Source organism: Candidatus Woesebacteria bacterium (genome assembly GCA_016700095.1).
Taxonomy (GTDB): domain Bacteria; phylum Patescibacteriota; class Microgenomatia; order UBA8517; family UBA8517.
This window is the reverse complement of the sequence record CP065002.1, coordinates 942,276-960,164: the sequence shown is the minus strand read 5'-3', so window position 1 is coordinate 960,164 and position 17,889 is coordinate 942,276. Positions and strand designations below refer to the sequence as shown.

The 17,889-nt window shown below is 36.1% G+C and carries 12 protein-coding genes; 11 read left to right on the top strand and 1 reads right to left on the bottom strand.

Annotated features, from left to right (window positions below; all coding sequences use genetic code 11):
• The first annotated feature begins 2 nt into the window (after positions 1-2).
• The 5 genes from IPM62_04760 to IPM62_04740 all read left to right on the top strand — a co-directional run bounded on the left by IPM62_04760 (position 3) and on the right by IPM62_04740 (position 8,397).
• Positions 3-785 (top strand): glycosyltransferase, encoded by a 783-nt coding sequence (locus IPM62_04760; GenBank protein ID QQS38665.1) that lies wholly within the window; start codon positions 3-5, stop codon positions 783-785.
• A 16-nt stretch (positions 786-801) separates the two neighbouring features.
• On the top strand, positions 802-2,382 hold the full coding sequence (locus tag IPM62_04755) for a glycosyltransferase family 39 protein (protein QQS38664.1): 1,581 nt from the start codon (positions 802-804) through the stop codon (positions 2,380-2,382).
• A gap of 277 nt (positions 2,383-2,659) precedes the next feature.
• Positions 2,660-4,351 carry a hypothetical protein gene (locus tag IPM62_04750; GenBank protein ID QQS38663.1) on the top strand — a complete coding sequence of 564 codons (1,692 nt, stop codon included), beginning with the start codon at positions 2,660-2,662 and terminating at the stop codon, positions 4,349-4,351.
• A gap of 850 nt (positions 4,352-5,201) precedes the next feature.
• Positions 5,202-6,704 (top strand): oligosaccharide flippase family protein, encoded by a 1,503-nt coding sequence (locus IPM62_04745; GenBank protein ID QQS38662.1) that lies wholly within the window; start codon positions 5,202-5,204, stop codon positions 6,702-6,704.
• Complete coding sequence (locus tag IPM62_04740) at positions 6,664-8,397, top strand: hypothetical protein (GenBank protein QQS38661.1); 1,734 nt, start codon at positions 6,664-6,666, stop codon at positions 8,395-8,397. The genes IPM62_04745 and IPM62_04740 overlap by 41 nt, the downstream gene beginning before the upstream one ends.
• 52 nt (positions 8,398-8,449) lie before the next feature.
• On the opposite strand, the gene IPM62_04735 is transcribed toward IPM62_04740, so the two are convergent.
• The gene (locus tag IPM62_04735) at positions 8,450-10,768 is read right to left on the bottom strand and encodes a glycosyltransferase family 39 protein (GenBank protein ID QQS38660.1); all 2,319 of its coding nucleotides are present in this window, start codon (positions 10,766-10,768) and stop codon (positions 8,450-8,452) included.
• 60 nt (positions 10,769-10,828) lie between these two features.
• Between IPM62_04735 and IPM62_04730 the strand changes: the two genes are divergently transcribed.
• From IPM62_04730 to IPM62_04705, 6 genes are all read left to right on the top strand, one after another.
• Positions 10,829-11,728 (top strand): glycosyltransferase family 2 protein, encoded by a 900-nt coding sequence (locus tag IPM62_04730; protein ID QQS38659.1) that lies wholly within the window; start codon positions 10,829-10,831, stop codon positions 11,726-11,728.
• A gap of 7 nt (positions 11,729-11,735) precedes the next feature.
• The gene (locus tag IPM62_04725) at positions 11,736-12,665 is read left to right on the top strand and encodes a glycosyltransferase family 2 protein (GenBank protein ID QQS38658.1); all 930 of its coding nucleotides are present in this window, start codon (positions 11,736-11,738) and stop codon (positions 12,663-12,665) included.
• Position 12,666: 1 nt separating this feature from the next.
• Positions 12,667-13,458 (top strand): glycosyltransferase family 2 protein, encoded by a 792-nt coding sequence (locus tag IPM62_04720; GenBank protein QQS38657.1) that lies wholly within the window; start codon positions 12,667-12,669, stop codon positions 13,456-13,458.
• Between the two features lie 68 nt (positions 13,459-13,526).
• Positions 13,527-14,564, top strand: coding sequence for a glycosyltransferase family 4 protein (locus IPM62_04715; GenBank protein ID QQS38656.1), 1,038 nt, complete (start codon positions 13,527-13,529; stop codon positions 14,562-14,564).
• A complete protein-coding gene (locus tag IPM62_04710; GenBank protein ID QQS38655.1) occupies positions 14,527-16,089 on the top strand; it encodes a glycosyltransferase family 39 protein in 1,563 nt (520 codons plus the stop codon). Before IPM62_04715 ends, IPM62_04710 begins: the two co-directional genes overlap by 38 nt.
• A gap of 129 nt (positions 16,090-16,218) precedes the next feature.
• A complete protein-coding gene (locus IPM62_04705) occupies positions 16,219-17,760 on the top strand; it encodes a hypothetical protein (protein ID QQS38654.1) in 1,542 nt (513 codons plus the stop codon).
• Positions 17,761-17,889 lie beyond the last annotated feature (129 nt).

Here is a 17,889-nt window from a genome sequence, read left to right as displayed (position 1 = left end):
ATATGGGAAAGCCATTATTGTCAGTCGTTGTTCCTGCTTATAACGAAGTTCATAACCTCAAAGATGGAGTGCTTGTTGATATCTACATTTACCTAATAAAACAAAAATACGACTGGGAAGTGTTAATCGTTGATGATGGATCATTGGACAAAACCAGAGAAATGGTGGCGAAATATATTAATAATAAAAAAGGCTTTCGACTGCTAAAAGAACCCCATCGAGGAAAGGGTGGGACGGTAGTAGCGGGTGTTTTAGCTGCAAAAGGAGATATTATTTTATTTACCGATATGGACCAATCGACTTCGCTTAATCAGATTGAGAACTTCTGGCTCCATTTTGGGTATGAACCAAAAACAGGTAAACTGCTAAATCGAAAGCATTCTGCCGATATTGTAATCGGTTCAAGGAGTGGAAGAGAAGGAGCTCCACTAATTAGAAAATCAATGGCTTCGGGGTTTTCCATTCTCAGAGCAATTGTTTTGAAGTTACCCTACAAGGATACCCAATGCGGGTTTAAGGCATTTAAAAAAGAAGCTGCTCGTCAAATATTTAGTAGATTGAAAGTATTTAAAGAAAAAGCCGTTGAAGGTGCAGCAGTAACTGCAGGATTTGATCTTGAAATACTGTACATTGCACGAAAATTAAATCTGAAAGTCGAAGAAGTTCCGGTTGTATGGCAACATAAAGGATCAAAAAGGGTATCGGCAGTAAAAGATTCATGGCAGGGATTAACCGATCTAGTTAAAGTAAGATTGAATGCGTTACAGGGTAAGTACAACGTTTAAGTAACCTCTTTTTATAATGACTAAACTAATAGCTCAGTGGAAGAATTCACTACTCGTAGGACTTTTGATTATTATTACTGGGGCATTGTTGAGATTTTACAATCTAAATGCACTACCTATTTTTGCGGATGAAGCGATATATGTAAGGTGGAGTCAGGTAATGAGAGCGGAACCGACTTTGCGATTCTTGCCGCTGTCGGATGGTAAGCAACCGCTATTTATGTGGATTGTAATTCCATTTATGAAAGTTATTGCCGATCCACTTATTGCCGGAAGAGTAGTATCTGGACTGGCTGGTGTGTCGACGATTGTGGCAGTCTTTGTATTAAGTTATCTTTTATTTAAATCAAAATATGTTGCATTAATTTCGTCATATATCTACTCACTTTCACCCTTCGCGGTATTTTTTGACCGCATGGCGCTGGTTGATTCGCTACTTTCCATGTTTGGCGTGTGGATTGTTGTATTGTCGATACTAACTATTCGCTATTTGAGATTGGATATGGCAATGATAACCGGTTTTTTGCTCGGAGGGGCACTGCTTACCAAATCTACTGCGACCTTTTTTGCCATGTTAATACCGACTACGGTTTTGGTAAATAAATTACCAGATAAAAAACGGGGTGTGTTTTATCTAAAGATGTCGTTTTTGTGGGTGGTGATTGTCGTTATGGGATTTGCGATTTACAACATATTGCGATTGGGTCCGAATTTCAATTTGCTTGTTTCTCGAACCAAAGATTATGTTTATCCACTTTCTCACATTATTAGTTCTCCACTTGATCCCTTGAAACCGTATCTTGATCGGTCATTGGAATACTATACAATGCTTGGTCCGGGGTTAATTGTTATTTTTTCACTATTTGCCCTACTTGGTAACTACAAGAAATTTCCCAAGCAAATATTACTTCTTCTTGTCTGGATAGTGTTTCCCATATTTGTCGTTTCCGGTCTTTCCAAAACACTAACGGCAAGATATATCTTGTTTACTCTGCCTTTTGTTTGTGTTCTTGCCTCTTCATCCTTTTTGCTAAGTAACGAGCGACCTGGTCTGAAATTGAAAGTGAGAGATGTGCTACTCTTTGGACTTTTTATATTTACCTTAATTTCCTTGAAAAGTGATTACTATATTGTGACCAACCCGTCAAAGGTGAATCTTCCCAGAAGTGAGCGATCCGGATATTTAGAAGAATGGACGGCAGGGGGTGGAATTAAAGAGGCGTCAAATGTAATACGGGCCAAGTATAATTCCGATCCATCCAAAAAAATCGTTGTTGGGACAGAAGGTTATTTCGGAACCTTACCCGACGCGATGCAAGTATACCTTAATGATTTGCCTGAAATAACTGTGATTGGTGTAGGTTTGAATTTTCTTGAGGTGCCAATTCAATTAATTGAATCATTCCAAGCCGGAAATCAGACATATCTGGTTGTGAACAGTTCGAGATTCAAATCAGATCCCGAAGATATTGGATTGGAACTTGTACAAAGTTGGATAAAAGCGGATAGACCGATGAATACGAGAGAATATGTGCAACACGGTCTGCATGATACTCTATATTTATTTCAAGTGAGTGAAGTGAAAAATCGACAGTGACAGTTTATAATTATTGAAGACAACCCAACTTAAGCTCGTCGGGAAAAATGACCCAAAACAGTCTTGGAAGTTTAGTGTCTGGGATCAGGAGGGGGTAATATTGCAAGGAGGATTAAGCGAAATATTTGGTATTAAGTAATATTTAATTTGTGTTAACATTTATCTCATGTTCTTTTTTAAAAATAAAACCAAGGGTAATAAATTTGCGCTTCTGGTGGTGATATTTTTTGCAATCCTAGCTTCCCGTACTTTAATTTTTCAGTCCGGTTATTTTAACATGCATGACGATTTGCAAATGATGAGGCAACTGCAGTTTGAAAAATGCTTACTTGATCGACAGATTCCCTGCCGTTGGGTGCCGGATATGGGGTATGGATTTGGTTTCCCGCTTTTCAATTTTTATCCACCTCTTCCTTACATGTTTGGGCAAATATTCAGATTCATGGGGGCAACGTTTGTAGAAACCGCACGATATACCTTTGCATCTGCAATTATTTTGTCCGGTGTGGCTATGTATTATCTTGTAAAAAACATCTTTGGGAGAGCAGGTGGTGTGTTGTCCTCGATTTTTTACGTATGGGCTCCTTATCACGCAGTAGATGTTTATGTTCGAGGTGCGATGAACGAGGCATGGGCTTTGGTCTTTTTTCCACTTATTCTTCTTTTTTCGATGCAACTAATCCGCGAAGAAAATATCACAAAGCGAACTAAGTGGACCGTTTTACTCGCAGTTTCTTATGCTTTTTTGATGCTGTCGCATAACTTAATGTTGATGATTTTTACACCTGTATTTGCTGGATGGGTAGTGTTATTTATTGCGATATCTAAAAATTGGAGAATAATTTTTAATCTAATGATATCCGGCATTATGGCATTGTGTTTTTCAGCCTTTTTTACACTTCCTGCAATTGTTGAAAATGGTCTAACGCAAATTAGAGGACAGTTGATTGGGTATTATGACTATACCGCGCATTTTGTCAGTATCAAACAACTACTTTTCTCGAACTACTGGGGATATGGACCATCTGTATGGGGGGTAAATGATGACGGCATGAGTTTTCAGGTTGGTTATATTTATTGGATTTTGTCGATTGTTGTAGCCCTTTTAGTGCTTGGCAGATGTGTTAAACTTGTCAGACAGAAAAATCTGTATCAACATCTATTAAACGACAAGGTCGCACTTATAACCGGTTATTTTTTCGTCGTCGGGTGGATAACAGCTTTTATGACACATTCCAAATCGACTCCAATTTGGCAACTGTTTCCACAGCTAGCTTATTCACAATTTCCATGGAGATTTTTAACCATAGTTATATTTTCTTTTTCACTTGTTGTCGGTTTCATACCATATTTTTTAAATGAGTATAAATCAACAAAAAGATGGTTTGCGCGTTTAATTATTTCTGAGAAGAAATATCTGGTAATAATAACACTCGTTGCACTGGTGGTTATTCCTAATTGGAATTATTTTCTTCCCGAGAATGGGAAAATGGGTCCCCTGACAGATGAGCAAAAGTTCTCAGGCGCAGCATGGGATTTGCAGCAAACAGCTGGTATTTATGATTATCTACCGGCAACAGCCGAGATGGCTCCGCGTGAACCAATGCATCAATTGGTTGAATTTATGAAAGGTGAGGGGAGTGTGGCAGAGAGCGTATTGGGAACTGATTGGGCAAGAATAAGACTTAATGTGACGAGTGATTCGGCTGTAATTAGACTTGGAATTTTTATGTTTCCGGGTTGGAAAGTGTATGTGGATGAAGTTGAAAGTATTAACTACGTTGATCAAGATGAAAAATGGGGGAGAATGTATGTTGATCTTTCTCCGGGTGTTCACAATTTGAGAGTGGAATTTACCAATACCCCAATCCGAAGTATAAGTAATTATGTATCAGCGTTAACGTGGACCACATTAATATTTTATGTGGTAATAAAACGTAAATCCGGCCTTGCATCAAATAAACAGTAAGTTTTGTCGGTTGATTGTTTTGTTATCTTCTTGTCCATTCATACACGATAAATCACAGCTATATTTGTGTGGTGTTGTGAACTTAGACTATTATTTTTTTAATACGTTTATACTAACTCAGAGTATAAGCCAAAACAAATTTACATTTGCATTACCTACAATATCATTAGTCTTTATGACGTGATTGCAACTAAAAATATTAACGAGATTTTATATTAGTTATCTTGTATAAGGGTGGTTCAAATTGAATCACAAAGTTGGCGAAAAAGTAGCTTTTATGGCTCATTATGACCCGGTGTTTTTACAATTATAAATGCCTTACTCCAATCGGAATACGTGATTGTTTGAACGACCGTCAAGTCATGTTCTTTTATTTTATTGTCCGAAATTGCTAAAGCATCGCCAACAAAATATTATCTTTGTCGAAAGATATATTTTATTATTGACAATAGACGTATGTTTCCCATGGTAATTATCAATATATCCGGCAGGAGTGGTTTGACTCGAGAAGATATTTAAACCTGTTGCCCGACGGAGAAATCCAGGTGTGTTAATAATGCTTAGTGTAGGAAGAAGAATCAAAAGACCAACAATTAGTGAAACTACTAATCGAATAATATATTTGCTTTCTCTTTTCGTGTTATCACGCGATTTCTCGCTTGGATGAAGAATTGTCACCACATCTAAAACTTAATAAAGTTACGACGAATATTAGTTCGTGGTAACTTTGAAACGATACATTGTATCTTGATAGTAATAGCATTTTTTTATCACATAAATATGTATTCGTTAATGGTTGAAAACCATGTCTACTCTAAACTTACATTCATGCTTCGTGTACAATTGAAATATGTCAAAGACGGAAAATGAACCGGGAGAGAGTTTTGATAATACGTTGGAAATCACTCTTGAGACAGTCAAAGAAAGAGCCGTTAAGGGAATAATTGTCCTTACCGGACGCACTTTTCTTCTCCAAATTATGGCGCTTATTGCTAGCATCTTTTTGGGAATATTTCTAAGCCCAGCCGAGTTTGGAGTGTTTTTTGTTGTTTCCGCCGTTGTGAATTTTCTTGCATACTTTTCTGATGTCGGATTAGCTGCTGCCCTAATTCAGACCAAAAAGGAAGTAACTGATGCTGATTTAAAAACAACATTTACTGTACAGCAATTTATTGTTATCACCTTACTTGTTGTTCTTTTTGTGTTTGTTCCTTATTTTGAAGCGTACTATAACCTATCCCACGAGGGGGTACTTCTATTCTATGCATTGGGAATTTCACTTTTAATGTCTTCCCTTAAAACAATTCCCTCAGTTCTACTTGAGCGGGAGTTGAATTTTTCGCGCTTGGTGTTGCCGCAGGTATTGGAGACGGTTGTCTATCATCTTGTTGCTGTGTATTTTGCTTGGAAAGGATACGGAATATCGGCATTTACATATGCAGTTTTGTTAAGAGGGATTGTTGGACTAATTGCTATGTATCTTTTAAAACCATGGTTACCGGGATTGAAATTTTCAAAATATTCGCTGAAAAAACTTTTAAAATTTGGTGTACCTTATCAAGCCAATACATTTTTGGCAACAATCAAAGATGATGGATTGACGGCATTTTTAGGTGGAATTCTAACACCTGCTGGTCTTGGTTATTTAGGTTGGGCACAGAAATGGGCTAAATATCCATTAAGGCTTTTTATGGACAATGTATTAAAAGTTACTTTTCCTGCGTTCTCGAGAATGCAGGATTCCAGGGATCATTTATCTAACTCAGTAACAAGATCAATATTTTTCTTGTGTTTTCTCGTTTTTCCTTCCCTTGCCGGTTTTATGATTTTAGCACCTACTTTAACTGAAATAATTCCACGATATGAAAAATGGCTACCTGCACTTGTCCCCCTTTATATAATCGGTATAGATACGGTTTTTGCGACAGTAACGACACAGCTTACCAACACCTTAAACGCTATCGGTAAAATTACTGTTACGTTTCGCTTAATGATAATGTGGTCGGTTTTAGCATGGGTTTTGATTCCCGTGTTAGCACTGAATTTCGGATATATCGGGGCTGCCGTTGGATATGCGCTTGTTTCTTCAAGTTCGATCATTGCAATTATTGTAACCAAACACCACATAAACTTTTCCATCAAAGATAGTGTTTTTACTCCAACACTTGGGACCATCGTCATGGCGGTGATACTAATTGTGATACGAAGTTTTTTACCCAGAAATATACTATCGGTAATTATTTTATCGCTTACAGGGATGGTAGTTTATATGTCGACACTTAGATATTTAGTTGGTGATTCAATAACAGGCGATGTTAAAAAAGTTGCAAAAAATTTGTTTTCGAAAAATTAACTACTATTCACTGATTTTAATAATTGTAGCGAGTACTGCTTGGTCGACTACTATGGTTAAAAGTGGTTATGCGTACACTTATGGTTTGGGATTTTGGGGCGCAAATGGCCACGACGGTATTTGGCATATAGCCGTTATAGAAAGTTTACTTAGAGGAAGTTTGAATATGCCGATATTCTCAGGAGAACCATTGCAAAATTATCATTTGGGCTTTGATATAATTATTGCGGTTTTACATAAGTTAACTTTCATCCCCGTAATTACTTTATATTTTCAGTTAGTACCCATTCTTATGTCTTTGGGAATTGGGTATGCAGTATACAGATTTGTGTTAAATTGGAAAAAGTCGCATCTTGCCGCCTTCTTCTCAACTTTTTTTGTATATTTCGGTGGAAGTTTGGGGTGGATTATTACACTTATAAAAACTGGTAGTTTTGACGGAGAAAGTACTTTCTGGTCGCAACAATCAATATCGACACTTATTAATCCACCTTTTGCATTATCAATTTTAATTATTTTTGTGGGGTTAAATAGTATGTTAAATGGAGTATCTCACACTGACAAAAAGAGTTTGACGATGTCGACGTTGTTATTTGGCATTCTGATTTCGATAAAAGTCTATGCAGGAATACTTGTATTGTTTGCATTATTTTGCTCTGGAATGTACAAGGCAGTTATTGCAAAAAAAGGAATTAATGTACTGAAAATATTTTCAGGAGCTCTTATTGTCTCACTTATCGTCTTTCTGCCTTTTGTTAATCTAAATACGACAACCATTGTATGGTCGCCGTTTTGGTTTTTGGAAACAATGATGCAGTTGTCTGACCGGGTAGGTTGGGAGAAATTTGGCGCTGCCATGGTTAATTACAAGTTGGCTGGTAATTGGATCAATGGATTAATCTTTTATGGATTTTCTCTGGTGTTGTTTATTGTCGGAAATTTGGGAACAAGAATTATTGGTCTTGGGTATATCACAACGAGACTATTTCCAAAAAACAAAACAGACTTTATTGATATTTTTATGATCTCGTTAATTTTATTGGGTATAATATTTCCGCTTTTTTTTGTTCAGTCGGGAACTCCGTGGAACACAATACAATTTTTTTACTACGTTCAAATATTTGCGGGAGTGTTTGCCGGGATTGAGCTTGCTACTCTAATAAACAAAAAAACCGTAATTAGTGTAGTGCTGGGATTATGTGTTATTCTTTTTACACTACCAACAACCATCACAACGCTTTTATATGTATATATTCCACACAGGCCTCCGGCAATGTTACCCTTGGATGAATTATCGGCTCTAAAGTATTTATCGCGTCAAGAAGAGGGTGTTGTACTAACTTACCCCTTTGACCAAAAAGCCGCAAGTGATGCGATTTCAAATCCTCCCAGACCACTTTATTTATATGAATCGACTGCGTATGTGTCCGCATTGTCGAAACATGATGTCTATCTCGAAGACGAAGTTAATTTAAATATTACTGGCTACGATTGGCCAGCGCGGCGCAAAGAAGTCGACGTATTCATTAACACACTTAATCAAAACGATGCACAAGATTTTTTACGAAGAAACAACATAAAATATATCTATTGGGTAAATGGACAACGAGCTAAACTTGGTGAAACACAACTGGGGTTAATAAAAATATTTGAAAATAAAAGTGTAAATATATACAAGGTAATTAACCAATAATACTTGGTAGAAAATAGTTGTTCTCTTCTATTTAGGGAAAACCTCAATAATATTAATTCACAGGAATCAAGATATCGTACGGGTAGAATGTTTTCGAAACCTTATAATTATCGTTTATAAATCCATTTACTAGTGGCAAGCTATTTGGTCCAAGGTTTCCAAATATAGAAGTTTTATTTAGAATTATTAACTTTGGTGTATTTTGTTGTAGTTCTGAAACCATGATATTTTGAAAATGATCAGACCAGAAAGCATGCGGTGTATCAAACGATGTGGCGTTTTTGATGTCGGACAAAAAATACAATTCGGGATTCCAAGGAAAGACAAAAATTGTATCACGAGAGTGTGTGTTTTCATTGATGTAATCGACAACTTCTTTGATTTTATCAACATCAACTTCAGTGCCTACTAGAATTTGGCTATTTGGTATGTCATAACTTTTGTATTCATCCACAATAGTTGCATAAGTAGTGAATTTAAAAAGCACATGTGACAGGTAAGTTTCGTTGACGGGTTTCGCAAAGACAACAAATAGTAAAAATGCCGTAACGGTCGAGAATACAGCCTTGTTGTCATATTTCTCCAATAGAAAATAACATAGTGGTAATGCAGGTATCAGGACAAATAAAACATGATAGTAATCGGATCTTCCCAATACCGATCTAAATAATATAATTCCAAACACCGCGACGGTAAACGCAAGAACTTCTTTATTAGTTAAGGTTGTTAAAATAATATTTCTCCTACTTTTTGATTTGTCGAACACTTTTTTTGCAACAACAATAAAAGTAGTGAGAAAAACCATACGTGTGAATTCGGTAAGCCATGCCGTCGAACTAAAATATTGCCACACCAAATGCCAACGTAAAAAGGCTGTACTAATTGCCCTTTCAACCGCTGTATTAAAATATCCCTGTGCAAGGGTTGAAGAGTAGAAAAAGATGTAAGAAATATATTGTGTTAAAGAACTGTTTATTGCCAGATATATAACAACAGGCGTTACCCCGAGAAATAACCCAAACAAATATATGACAATACTTTTGGGTTTATTACTGCCGGTAATTAGTATTGATAGTGCAATGGCGAGAGTTACGGATATTCCGACTTCCGTGCTTGTAAATAATGATATCGAAGAAATCAAGCCAGAAAATATCAACAATCCGGTATGTTTATATTGTAAATAATAAAACCAAAATAGAATTGCCAACAATCCGATCGTTGTTCGTATTTCAACATTATTTCTGACCGGGGTATATGTTGCTGATAGGAAAATAAGAAATGTAGCAAGTATACTTACTTTTTTGGATACTAAGTTTTTAGTAAAAAAGTAGAAAATAATTGCGGATATTATTTGGCAGATATGTAAGAATAACCGGACGTTTTTGATTGTAAAATCGGTTATAGTAACAAACGCATACATACCCCACGCAAGAAACGGAGGATGGTATGCGGCAAAATCTCTATATATATGCTGACCATTTTTCATTCTCTCTAGCCAAGCTAACCAAAAACCTTCTTCTACACTATCTAGATTACCTGCATAATAAAGCGGGTTGTAATATATAACCACGATAATTAACACAGGATATAAAAAGGAGTAAACGAAATTGAAGTTTATTTTTCCATATCCAACATATTGAAGAAACGACAAAATGTTGTCCGTCCTTTTTTGCCGAGTGTGCGATAACTTTGAAAATTTGTCTTTAAAAAGTAAAATTAAAAACACACTAACTCCCCCAAGAATAAACAAGAAACCCGTGTTTGTCGGAAAAAATAATCCAAGTGGAAGCACTAAGTGGAAGGGACTAAGTAATATATTTTTGTATCTTTGGCCGAGTAATACATACCAAAAGACACAAAACAAGAAAATTGAAACCGGAATAGCAATACTTGTCGTAAATGTATTTGCAATCAATAATCCCCAGTATCCCGTCAAAGCACCGTTAGTAATTAATAAGATAATATCATTTTTGGGAAATTTCCTAAAAGGATATTTGTTCAATAAAAGGTATTGTAATTCGATAACACCAATAAGTACTAAAACAATTTTCCCGGATGAAGTTACAAAATGTGTCTGAACAAAGATAACACTCGAAAGAATTAAGAAAAATATTTTAGGTGTTTTGGTGATATTATTATCTTTGGCGTTCTTTAAATATCTTCTCTCAATCACGTAATTAACGAAAAATAGTCCAAGCGTTGCGATGATGGCAAAAATGAATTCGACAAAGTCAAAGGTTTTGTATATTACCAGATTACTTGATACTCCCGGTATGGTTGGATTAATTAGTTGTAGGTTTGTTGCCTTGACTAACAATCTCGCAAGAATCGTCCCCAGTGAGGAGCCTAGAAAAAGTGTTGCAACCGTCATTATCATGTCTACTAGAATATACCAGGTTGGGCTTATTTCATAGCCGTGATAATATAAGGTATGGCAAAAATATCGGTTGTCATAAACACACTCAATGAGGAAAAAAATCTTCCGAGGTGTTTGTCGTCGTTGGGTGATTTAGCAGATGAAGTGATTGTTGTTGACATGAAGTCAACCGATGCAACACGCACACTTGCGCGGCGTGCTGGTGCAAGTGTATACGAACATGCTCGTATGGGTTACGTCGAACCGGCGCGCAATTTTGCTATAAGTAAGACAACCGGCGATTGGGTGCTGGTACTTGACGCTGACGAAGAATTAACCGCCCAATTGGTTCACACGTTAAAGAAACTTCGGGAAACTCCAACGGCTGATTACTATCGTTTGCCCAGGAAAAATATTGTTTTTGGTAAGTGGATAAAACATTCCCGGTGGTGGCCTGACTATAATATACGTTTTTTTAAAAAAGGATTCGTAGAGTGGAGTGAACTTATTCACTCGGTTCCAACTACGAAAGGTAAGGGCATAGACCTTGAGGGGAATGAAGAAAATGCGATTGTTCATCACCACTACGATACTATTGATCAGTACGTAGCACGGATGAATCGGTATACTACGATGCAAGCCAAAGAGATGAGAAAAAACAAATATTACTTTAAGTGGCGCGATTTAATCCGAAAACCGATGAGTGAGTTTTTAAGCAGATACTTTCAAGGTGAAGGGTATAAAGACGGAATCCACGGTTTGGGTTTATCGCTACTTCAGGCTTTTTCCGAGTTGGTTTTGTACCTTAAATTATGGGAACTATCTAAGTTCAAAAGTCAGATTATCGACACCGAGGAGATTATAAAAGAATTAAAAACATCTCAAAAAGAATTAAATTATTGGAATGCCAATGTTTTATGCATTAAACACGGGGGAATCGTTAATCAAGTAAAACGAAAATTCAAGTTACCCTGAACAGTCAATGAAAAATAAGATTCCTAAAGTTGCAATAATAATATTAAATTGGAATAAACCGGGACTTACTCTGGAGTGTTTAGAATCGCTAGATCAACTCCAAGTTGATAATTATAAATTACAGGTGATTGTTGTTGATAACGCATCAAGTGATGACAGTAAAGACAAACTTTCAAATATCAAACTCCAGAAAGCTGCATATAAATTGTTAGTTAATAAGGAAAATTATGGTTTTGCCAAGGGAAATAATATCGGAATCAAGTATGCAATAAAGCAGGGAGCTGATTATTTAGTGTTATTAAATAACGACACTAAAGCCGATAGTAAGTTAATTGTCGAACTACTTAGGGAGATTTATTCAAATCCTTCAGCGGGTATTTTATCGCCTAAAATATATTTTGCCAAAGGTTACGAATTCCATAAAGAAAGGTATAAAAAACACAACTTAGGAAAAGTTATTTGGGCAGTTGGGGGAAATGTTGATTGGAATAATATTTACGGTACCAATAGAGGTGTTGATGAGGTAGATACCGGACAGTTTGATGAAGTTGATGAAGTGGACTTTGCAAGCGGTGCTTGTTTGTTTGTTAAGGCAGAGGTAATAAAAAAAGTTGGCATGTTTGATGAAAAATACTATATGTATTTGGAGGACATGGATTTTTCAGAGAGAGTGAGAAAAGCCGGATTCCAAATATGTTTTGTTCCGAAAGCGGTAGTATGGCACAAAGTATCGCAAAGTTCTCAAATAGGCGGTTATTTAAACGATTACTTCATTTCAAGAAATCGTTTACTTTTCGCGATGAAATATGCAAGTAGTCGGACAAAATTTGCTATAATGCGTGAAGCTGTCCGTTTATTAGTACACGGAAGAAAATGGCAAAAAATAGGAATAAAAGATTATGTGTTGGGAAATTTAGAGAAGGGAAGTTGGAATTAACATGACAAATAAAACAAAGCTTTCGGTTGTAATAATTGCAAAAAATGAGCAGAGTAAAATCGTCGATGCTATTGAATCGGCTGGTTTTGCGGACGAAGTAATAGTAATTGATAATTACTCAAGTGATTTGACGTCAGAAGTATCACGCCGAGCGGGTGCAAAAGTATACGAAAAAGCAAAAGGAGATTTCAATCGCTTACGGGATGAGGGAAAGAAAAAAGCTAAAGGAGAATGGTTGTTTTATTTGGATTGCGACGAAAGAATTACGGATGACCTAAAGAAGGAAATGCTTTCTATTGTCACTGATACCCAGCTTCGCTTTACTGCCTATGCAGTACCAAGAAAAAACATAATATTTGGAAAAGAATTTCGATTCGGTGGACAATGGCCGGATTACCAACATCGTTTGTTTAGAAAATCTGCTTTGAAAAAATGGGTTGGCAATGTTCATGAACGTCCTGTTTTTGACGGTGAGCTTTCTTATCTATCTAATCATCTAATCCACCTTAAACACGATAACCTGTCGGATATGATGGCGAAAACTAACAAATGGTCGGAAATCGAGGCCAAACTAATGTTTGATGCCCATCACCCACCAATGAATATTGTCAGGTTTTTTACCGCCACAATGAGAGAAGCCTGGTCCGTTTTTATTCTTAAGCAAGGATTCAGAGACAAAACTGAAGGAGTGATATATTCACTTTTTCAGATTTACAGTAGGTTTACAAGTTATGCGAAACTATGGGAAATGCAGGAGAGGAAACTAAACAAAGTTGAAAAAAAATCGGATTAATGTGATGTTAACTTAAAAAATTTCTTAAATAGCGATTAATACGCATCTCTTTACGAAGTACATATTCTATGAAAGCAGCAATATTTAGCCCTTATCTTGACACCTTGGGTGGTGGGGAAAGATATACCATTAGTTTTGCAAAATGTTTGCAAGAGATGGGGTGGGATGTATATATAGAGTCAAGCGACAAACTGATACTAACTAAGATTCAAAAGCGTCTTGGTATTAATACTACCAAATTAAAAGTAGTCCCTTCTATTAATCGTGGCAATGGATATGATTTGTGTTTTTGGTTATCGGACGGAAGTATTCCCACACTTTATGCAAGAAAAAACATACTTCATTTTCAACGTCCTTTTTATGGAACAGATGGTAAATCATTGATAAACAGGATGAAGTTTTTTAGGATTAATAAAGTGTTGGTAAATTCCAATTTTACCAAAAAGTGGATCGATAATGAGTATCCTCAGAAATCATTTGTACTTTATCCTCCCGTAGATGTTCGTAGTTTCAAATCCGGAAAAAAGGTTAATACAATTTTATCGGTAGGTAGATTTTCGCTGCTTGAGCAATCAAAAAGACAAGACGTTTTGATTGATGTATTTAAAACGCTGTTCGATGAAAGAAACAGTGTTTTGCGAAAAGAGAAATGGCAGTTAATCGTTGCGGGTGGAAGCGATGTTGGGAGAACTCACTATGTTGACGATCTTATTCAGAAATCCAAACACTATCCGATTACTATTTTGGAAAATCCACCTTTTGTTAAAATACAAAGTTTGTTTTCTCAAGCGAAAATATATTGGACTGCAGCCGGATACGATGTTGATGAAAATACTAAACCTGAAAAAGTAGAACATTTTGGAATTACGGTTGTAGAAGCAATGGCGGCAGGGTGTGTTCCGATGGCATTGGATGCTGGTGGTCACAGAGAAATACTTAATGATAGTAATGGAATATTGTGGTCAACTAAGGATGGCTTAAAGAAACAAACGCAAGAAATTATTGACAACCCAAGACAGTTAAATGCCTTGAAAAAGAAGGCTGTCAATGACGCTATCATGTATTCATATGAAGAATTTTGTAAACACATCAAAGAAATACTATAACGCCAATCTTCGGGCGTTTGCGTTGCCCTTATTTTTTATATTTGCATTTGCCTTCATTATTAGAATCTATAGTTTTTATCCGGATGTATTAGTATTTGACTATGATCAAATCGAAGATTTGATGCATACCCGCAAAATTGTTGAATATCATGATTTACCTGTCATGGGAAGAAAGATTTATGGGTTATATAACTTAAGACATGGTGTACTTTATTTCTATTATAATTTGCTACCATATACCTTGTTTAATGCACACCCCGTTTATATAGCTGCGTGGAATTCGCTAATAAATTCACTAATGGTTGTCGTAATATTTATCTTTTCAAAGGCGTTGTTTAAAGATAACAAAGCGGCATACATATCATCACTTCTTTTCGCAGTTTCTTTTGTGACTATTCAATTCACCGGCTGGATATCAAATACGACATTAACTTTGGTTACGGTTCCTTTGTACTATTATTTTCTTTGGCGATTTATCCAAGGAAAAAAATATGGTGTTCAGTTGTCGGCATTATTTTTAGGGCTAGCCCTGCAATCGCAACTATTTATGTTGTACCTGATTCCGGCGACGTTAATTGCTCTTGTGATATTTAGACCAAGGCTTCCGACCTTGAGAACTGTCGCAATATCATGTCTTTTATTTTTTCTAGCTACATCGACAATGATAGTTAATGAGATAAAATTAAAATACGCCGGGATATACACGCTAACACATTTTTCAGAGTTTTTTAACGATGCTGACATTACACTTCAAAACCGGGCACTTTATTTTTTAAATGATTTTTTCGATATCTTTACAAATAGTCTGTCACCAGGATTTCACAAGTTTGGAACACTTGTAGCCCTCATTACAATTACTTATTTAATATATGTTTCTCGAAAAGCAAAAGACAAGAACCTTAAACAATCAGCAGTTTTTGTGCTTCTATTTTTATTGTCTCCTTCTTTAATGATAATTTTCGGATATCACACTCAACCTTGGTTTTTAATAGGGATATTATCCGCGATAGCACTATCTGCAGGATATGTTTTATCTAGAGTTCCCGGAATAACACCATTGATTTTGCTTACCTTGATAGTATTAAGCAACGTCACTACCGTTAGAGCGTATAAAAGTAATAAAGATTTTCTACTTAAACCGTGTTTATCCGCAGTATTAACTTCGCAACTTGCCGTTGTGGATTTTACCTATCAAAAAGCAAACGGGAAACCCTTCTCTTTAAATACCGTTTCGTATCCTCTTTATTACAACGCGACATGGTCTTATCACTATAATTGGTATGGCTTAAGAAAATATGGCTATTTGCCGGGATGGTTGGGTGGAGATTTGATGGATCCCTACTATAAATTACCTCGTAGTGCCAACGAAGAATTGATGTTTGTAGTCATTGATACTACATATAGAATTCCTGAAAAGTACAAAAAAGAAATCGTTATGTGGGCTAGTGAGAGAGGGCAATTAATAAACGAAGTCGCGATAGATGGTTTTATTATCCAGGAATGGAACGTAGAGAAAGCCAACTAATGGTATTTATAATTTCTATCAAAGCGTTGCCCATCCTCAATTAAACACATGTAATTATTTTAGTTTACTTAAATAAACTAGACACGACTATATAATATTTAATGTTAAATGATTTATAATTAGACGAATATGAAAAAAACTACTCTTTTTTTATTAAGCACTATTTTTATTTTTGCTTATGTGTTGAGAGTGTGGTATCTACCGCAAAAATCCCTGACCTTTGGTTATGACCAGGCAAGGGATGCGTTACAAGCACAAAATATTATTACCGGCGATTTTAAAATTCAAGGTCCGCCTGCATCGACACCCGGAATGCACCATGGTGTATTTTGGTTTTATTATTTAGTACCCCCGAATTTAATAAGCGGCGGAAACCCCGTTGCTTCAGCGTATTGGAACGCAATATTTAATTCAGCAGTAGTATTTATTGTTTATATATTTGCAGCCAACATAACTAAAAATGAAAAAGCCGGAATATTGGCGGCATTTTTATATGCAATTTCTTTTGAAGCAACTCAATATTCATCTTGGTTATCAAATCCCACAATTGGAATTTGGACGGCCCCACTTTGTTACTTGGGATTATGGTTGTGGATTACACACAACATTAAGAATAAGTACTACTTAGCATATCCAGTTATGACTGCCATTGGTCTGGGTTTGTCGATACAAGCAAATATCTTTCTTTTGTACCATATCGTACCGCTTTTCATTTGGCTTAATTTTGCACGGAAAAAAATAAGCGTAAAAAGTATGGTGTATTTTTTGATTCCGTTAACGCTTACACTTTCTTCGTTTATTGTGTCAGAGGCAAAATTTGGATTTAAAAGTTTTTCCGGAGTGTTATCGATATTAACCTCTCAAGATTCAATTATCGCTTCTAAGAAGTTGGGTGATTTTATTATCTTATTTTTTAATCAATTGGGTAATGTCTATGCTTATAACTCATACCCCGGAAATATTGGTTATGGGGGAGTGTTTATCCTGATGTTGATTGTGATTTCAATTTACACATGGAAAAAATCTAAAAATACTTCCATATCTTGGGAGCCGTTCTTGGCGATTTGGTTAATGGCACACTTAACCGTAGTGACAGTTGGTGGAACCGCAACCCCATTTTTGTTGGTAGGTATAGGTCCTGCCGTAGCTATAATTATGGCGGTTTGTTTGTATATGTGGTATAGCGAGGGTAAAAAAATATTTGTCTGTATAATCGTTGCCATCGTAGTGTTTGGCAATTTAAATATGATAAAAAAGGAAAATCCGAAAGGGCAAACAATATTTTCAATACAAAAAGAGATGACGTTAGCCAAACAAATTTCGGCACTTGATTATATGTATGCCGAATCGGAAGGTAAACAATTTAGTGTTAATTCCCTAACCAGTCCGCTTTGGATTAACATAGTATGGAGTTATTTGTTTGAATGGTATGGTGATGCCCAATATGGTTACGTGCCTTTTTGGCATGGCAAAGGTCAAGAGGGGCAACTTACTGCTTTACCAAGTGTGGATGAAAACGTTGATAAGTATTTTCTGATTATTGAACCAATGGGTGGTATTCCAATGAGATATCTGGATGAAACACTTGCCGAAGAAAATAGCAAGTCTCGTTTAGTCGATGAGAAATACTGGGGCGAGTTAAGAGTTCAAGAACGCGAAAAAATAAAATAGATTGTATTTTTTGTCTTGACAGTAAACCTTTTGTGTCATAAAAGGATGAAAAATATATATTAGAACAGGCAGAGTAAAATGTTACGGAATATATACAGACGTAAACATTTTTCCTTGCTATAATATGAT

Bases quoted from the DNA above. Each gene is read 5' to 3' on its own strand.
- IPM62_04760 (QQS38665.1), top strand. From the start codon at position 3: ATGGGAAAGCCATTATTGTCAGTCGTTGTTCCTGCTTATAACGAAGTT.
- IPM62_04755 (QQS38664.1), top strand. From the start codon at position 802: ATGACTAAACTAATAGCTCAGTGGAAGAATTCACTACTCGTAGGACTT.
- IPM62_04750 (QQS38663.1), top strand. From the start codon at position 2,660: ATGCATGACGATTTGCAAATGATGAGGCAACTGCAGTTTGAAAAATGC.
- IPM62_04745 (QQS38662.1), top strand. From the start codon at position 5,202: ATGTCAAAGACGGAAAATGAACCGGGAGAGAGTTTTGATAATACGTTG.
- IPM62_04740 (QQS38661.1), top strand. From the start codon at position 6,664: ATGTTAAAAAAGTTGCAAAAAATTTGTTTTCGAAAAATTAACTACTAT.
- IPM62_04735 (QQS38660.1), bottom strand. From the start codon at position 10,768: ATGACGGTTGCAACACTTTTTCTAGGCTCCTCACTGGGGACGATTCTT.
- IPM62_04730 (QQS38659.1), top strand. From the start codon at position 10,829: ATGGCAAAAATATCGGTTGTCATAAACACACTCAATGAGGAAAAAAAT.
- IPM62_04725 (QQS38658.1), top strand. From the start codon at position 11,736: ATGAAAAATAAGATTCCTAAAGTTGCAATAATAATATTAAATTGGAAT.
- IPM62_04720 (QQS38657.1), top strand. From the start codon at position 12,667: ATGACAAATAAAACAAAGCTTTCGGTTGTAATAATTGCAAAAAATGAG.
- IPM62_04715 (QQS38656.1), top strand. From the start codon at position 13,527: ATGAAAGCAGCAATATTTAGCCCTTATCTTGACACCTTGGGTGGTGGG.
- IPM62_04710 (QQS38655.1), top strand. From the start codon at position 14,527: ATGAAGAATTTTGTAAACACATCAAAGAAATACTATAACGCCAATCTT.
- IPM62_04705 (QQS38654.1), top strand. From the start codon at position 16,219: ATGAAAAAAACTACTCTTTTTTTATTAAGCACTATTTTTATTTTTGCT.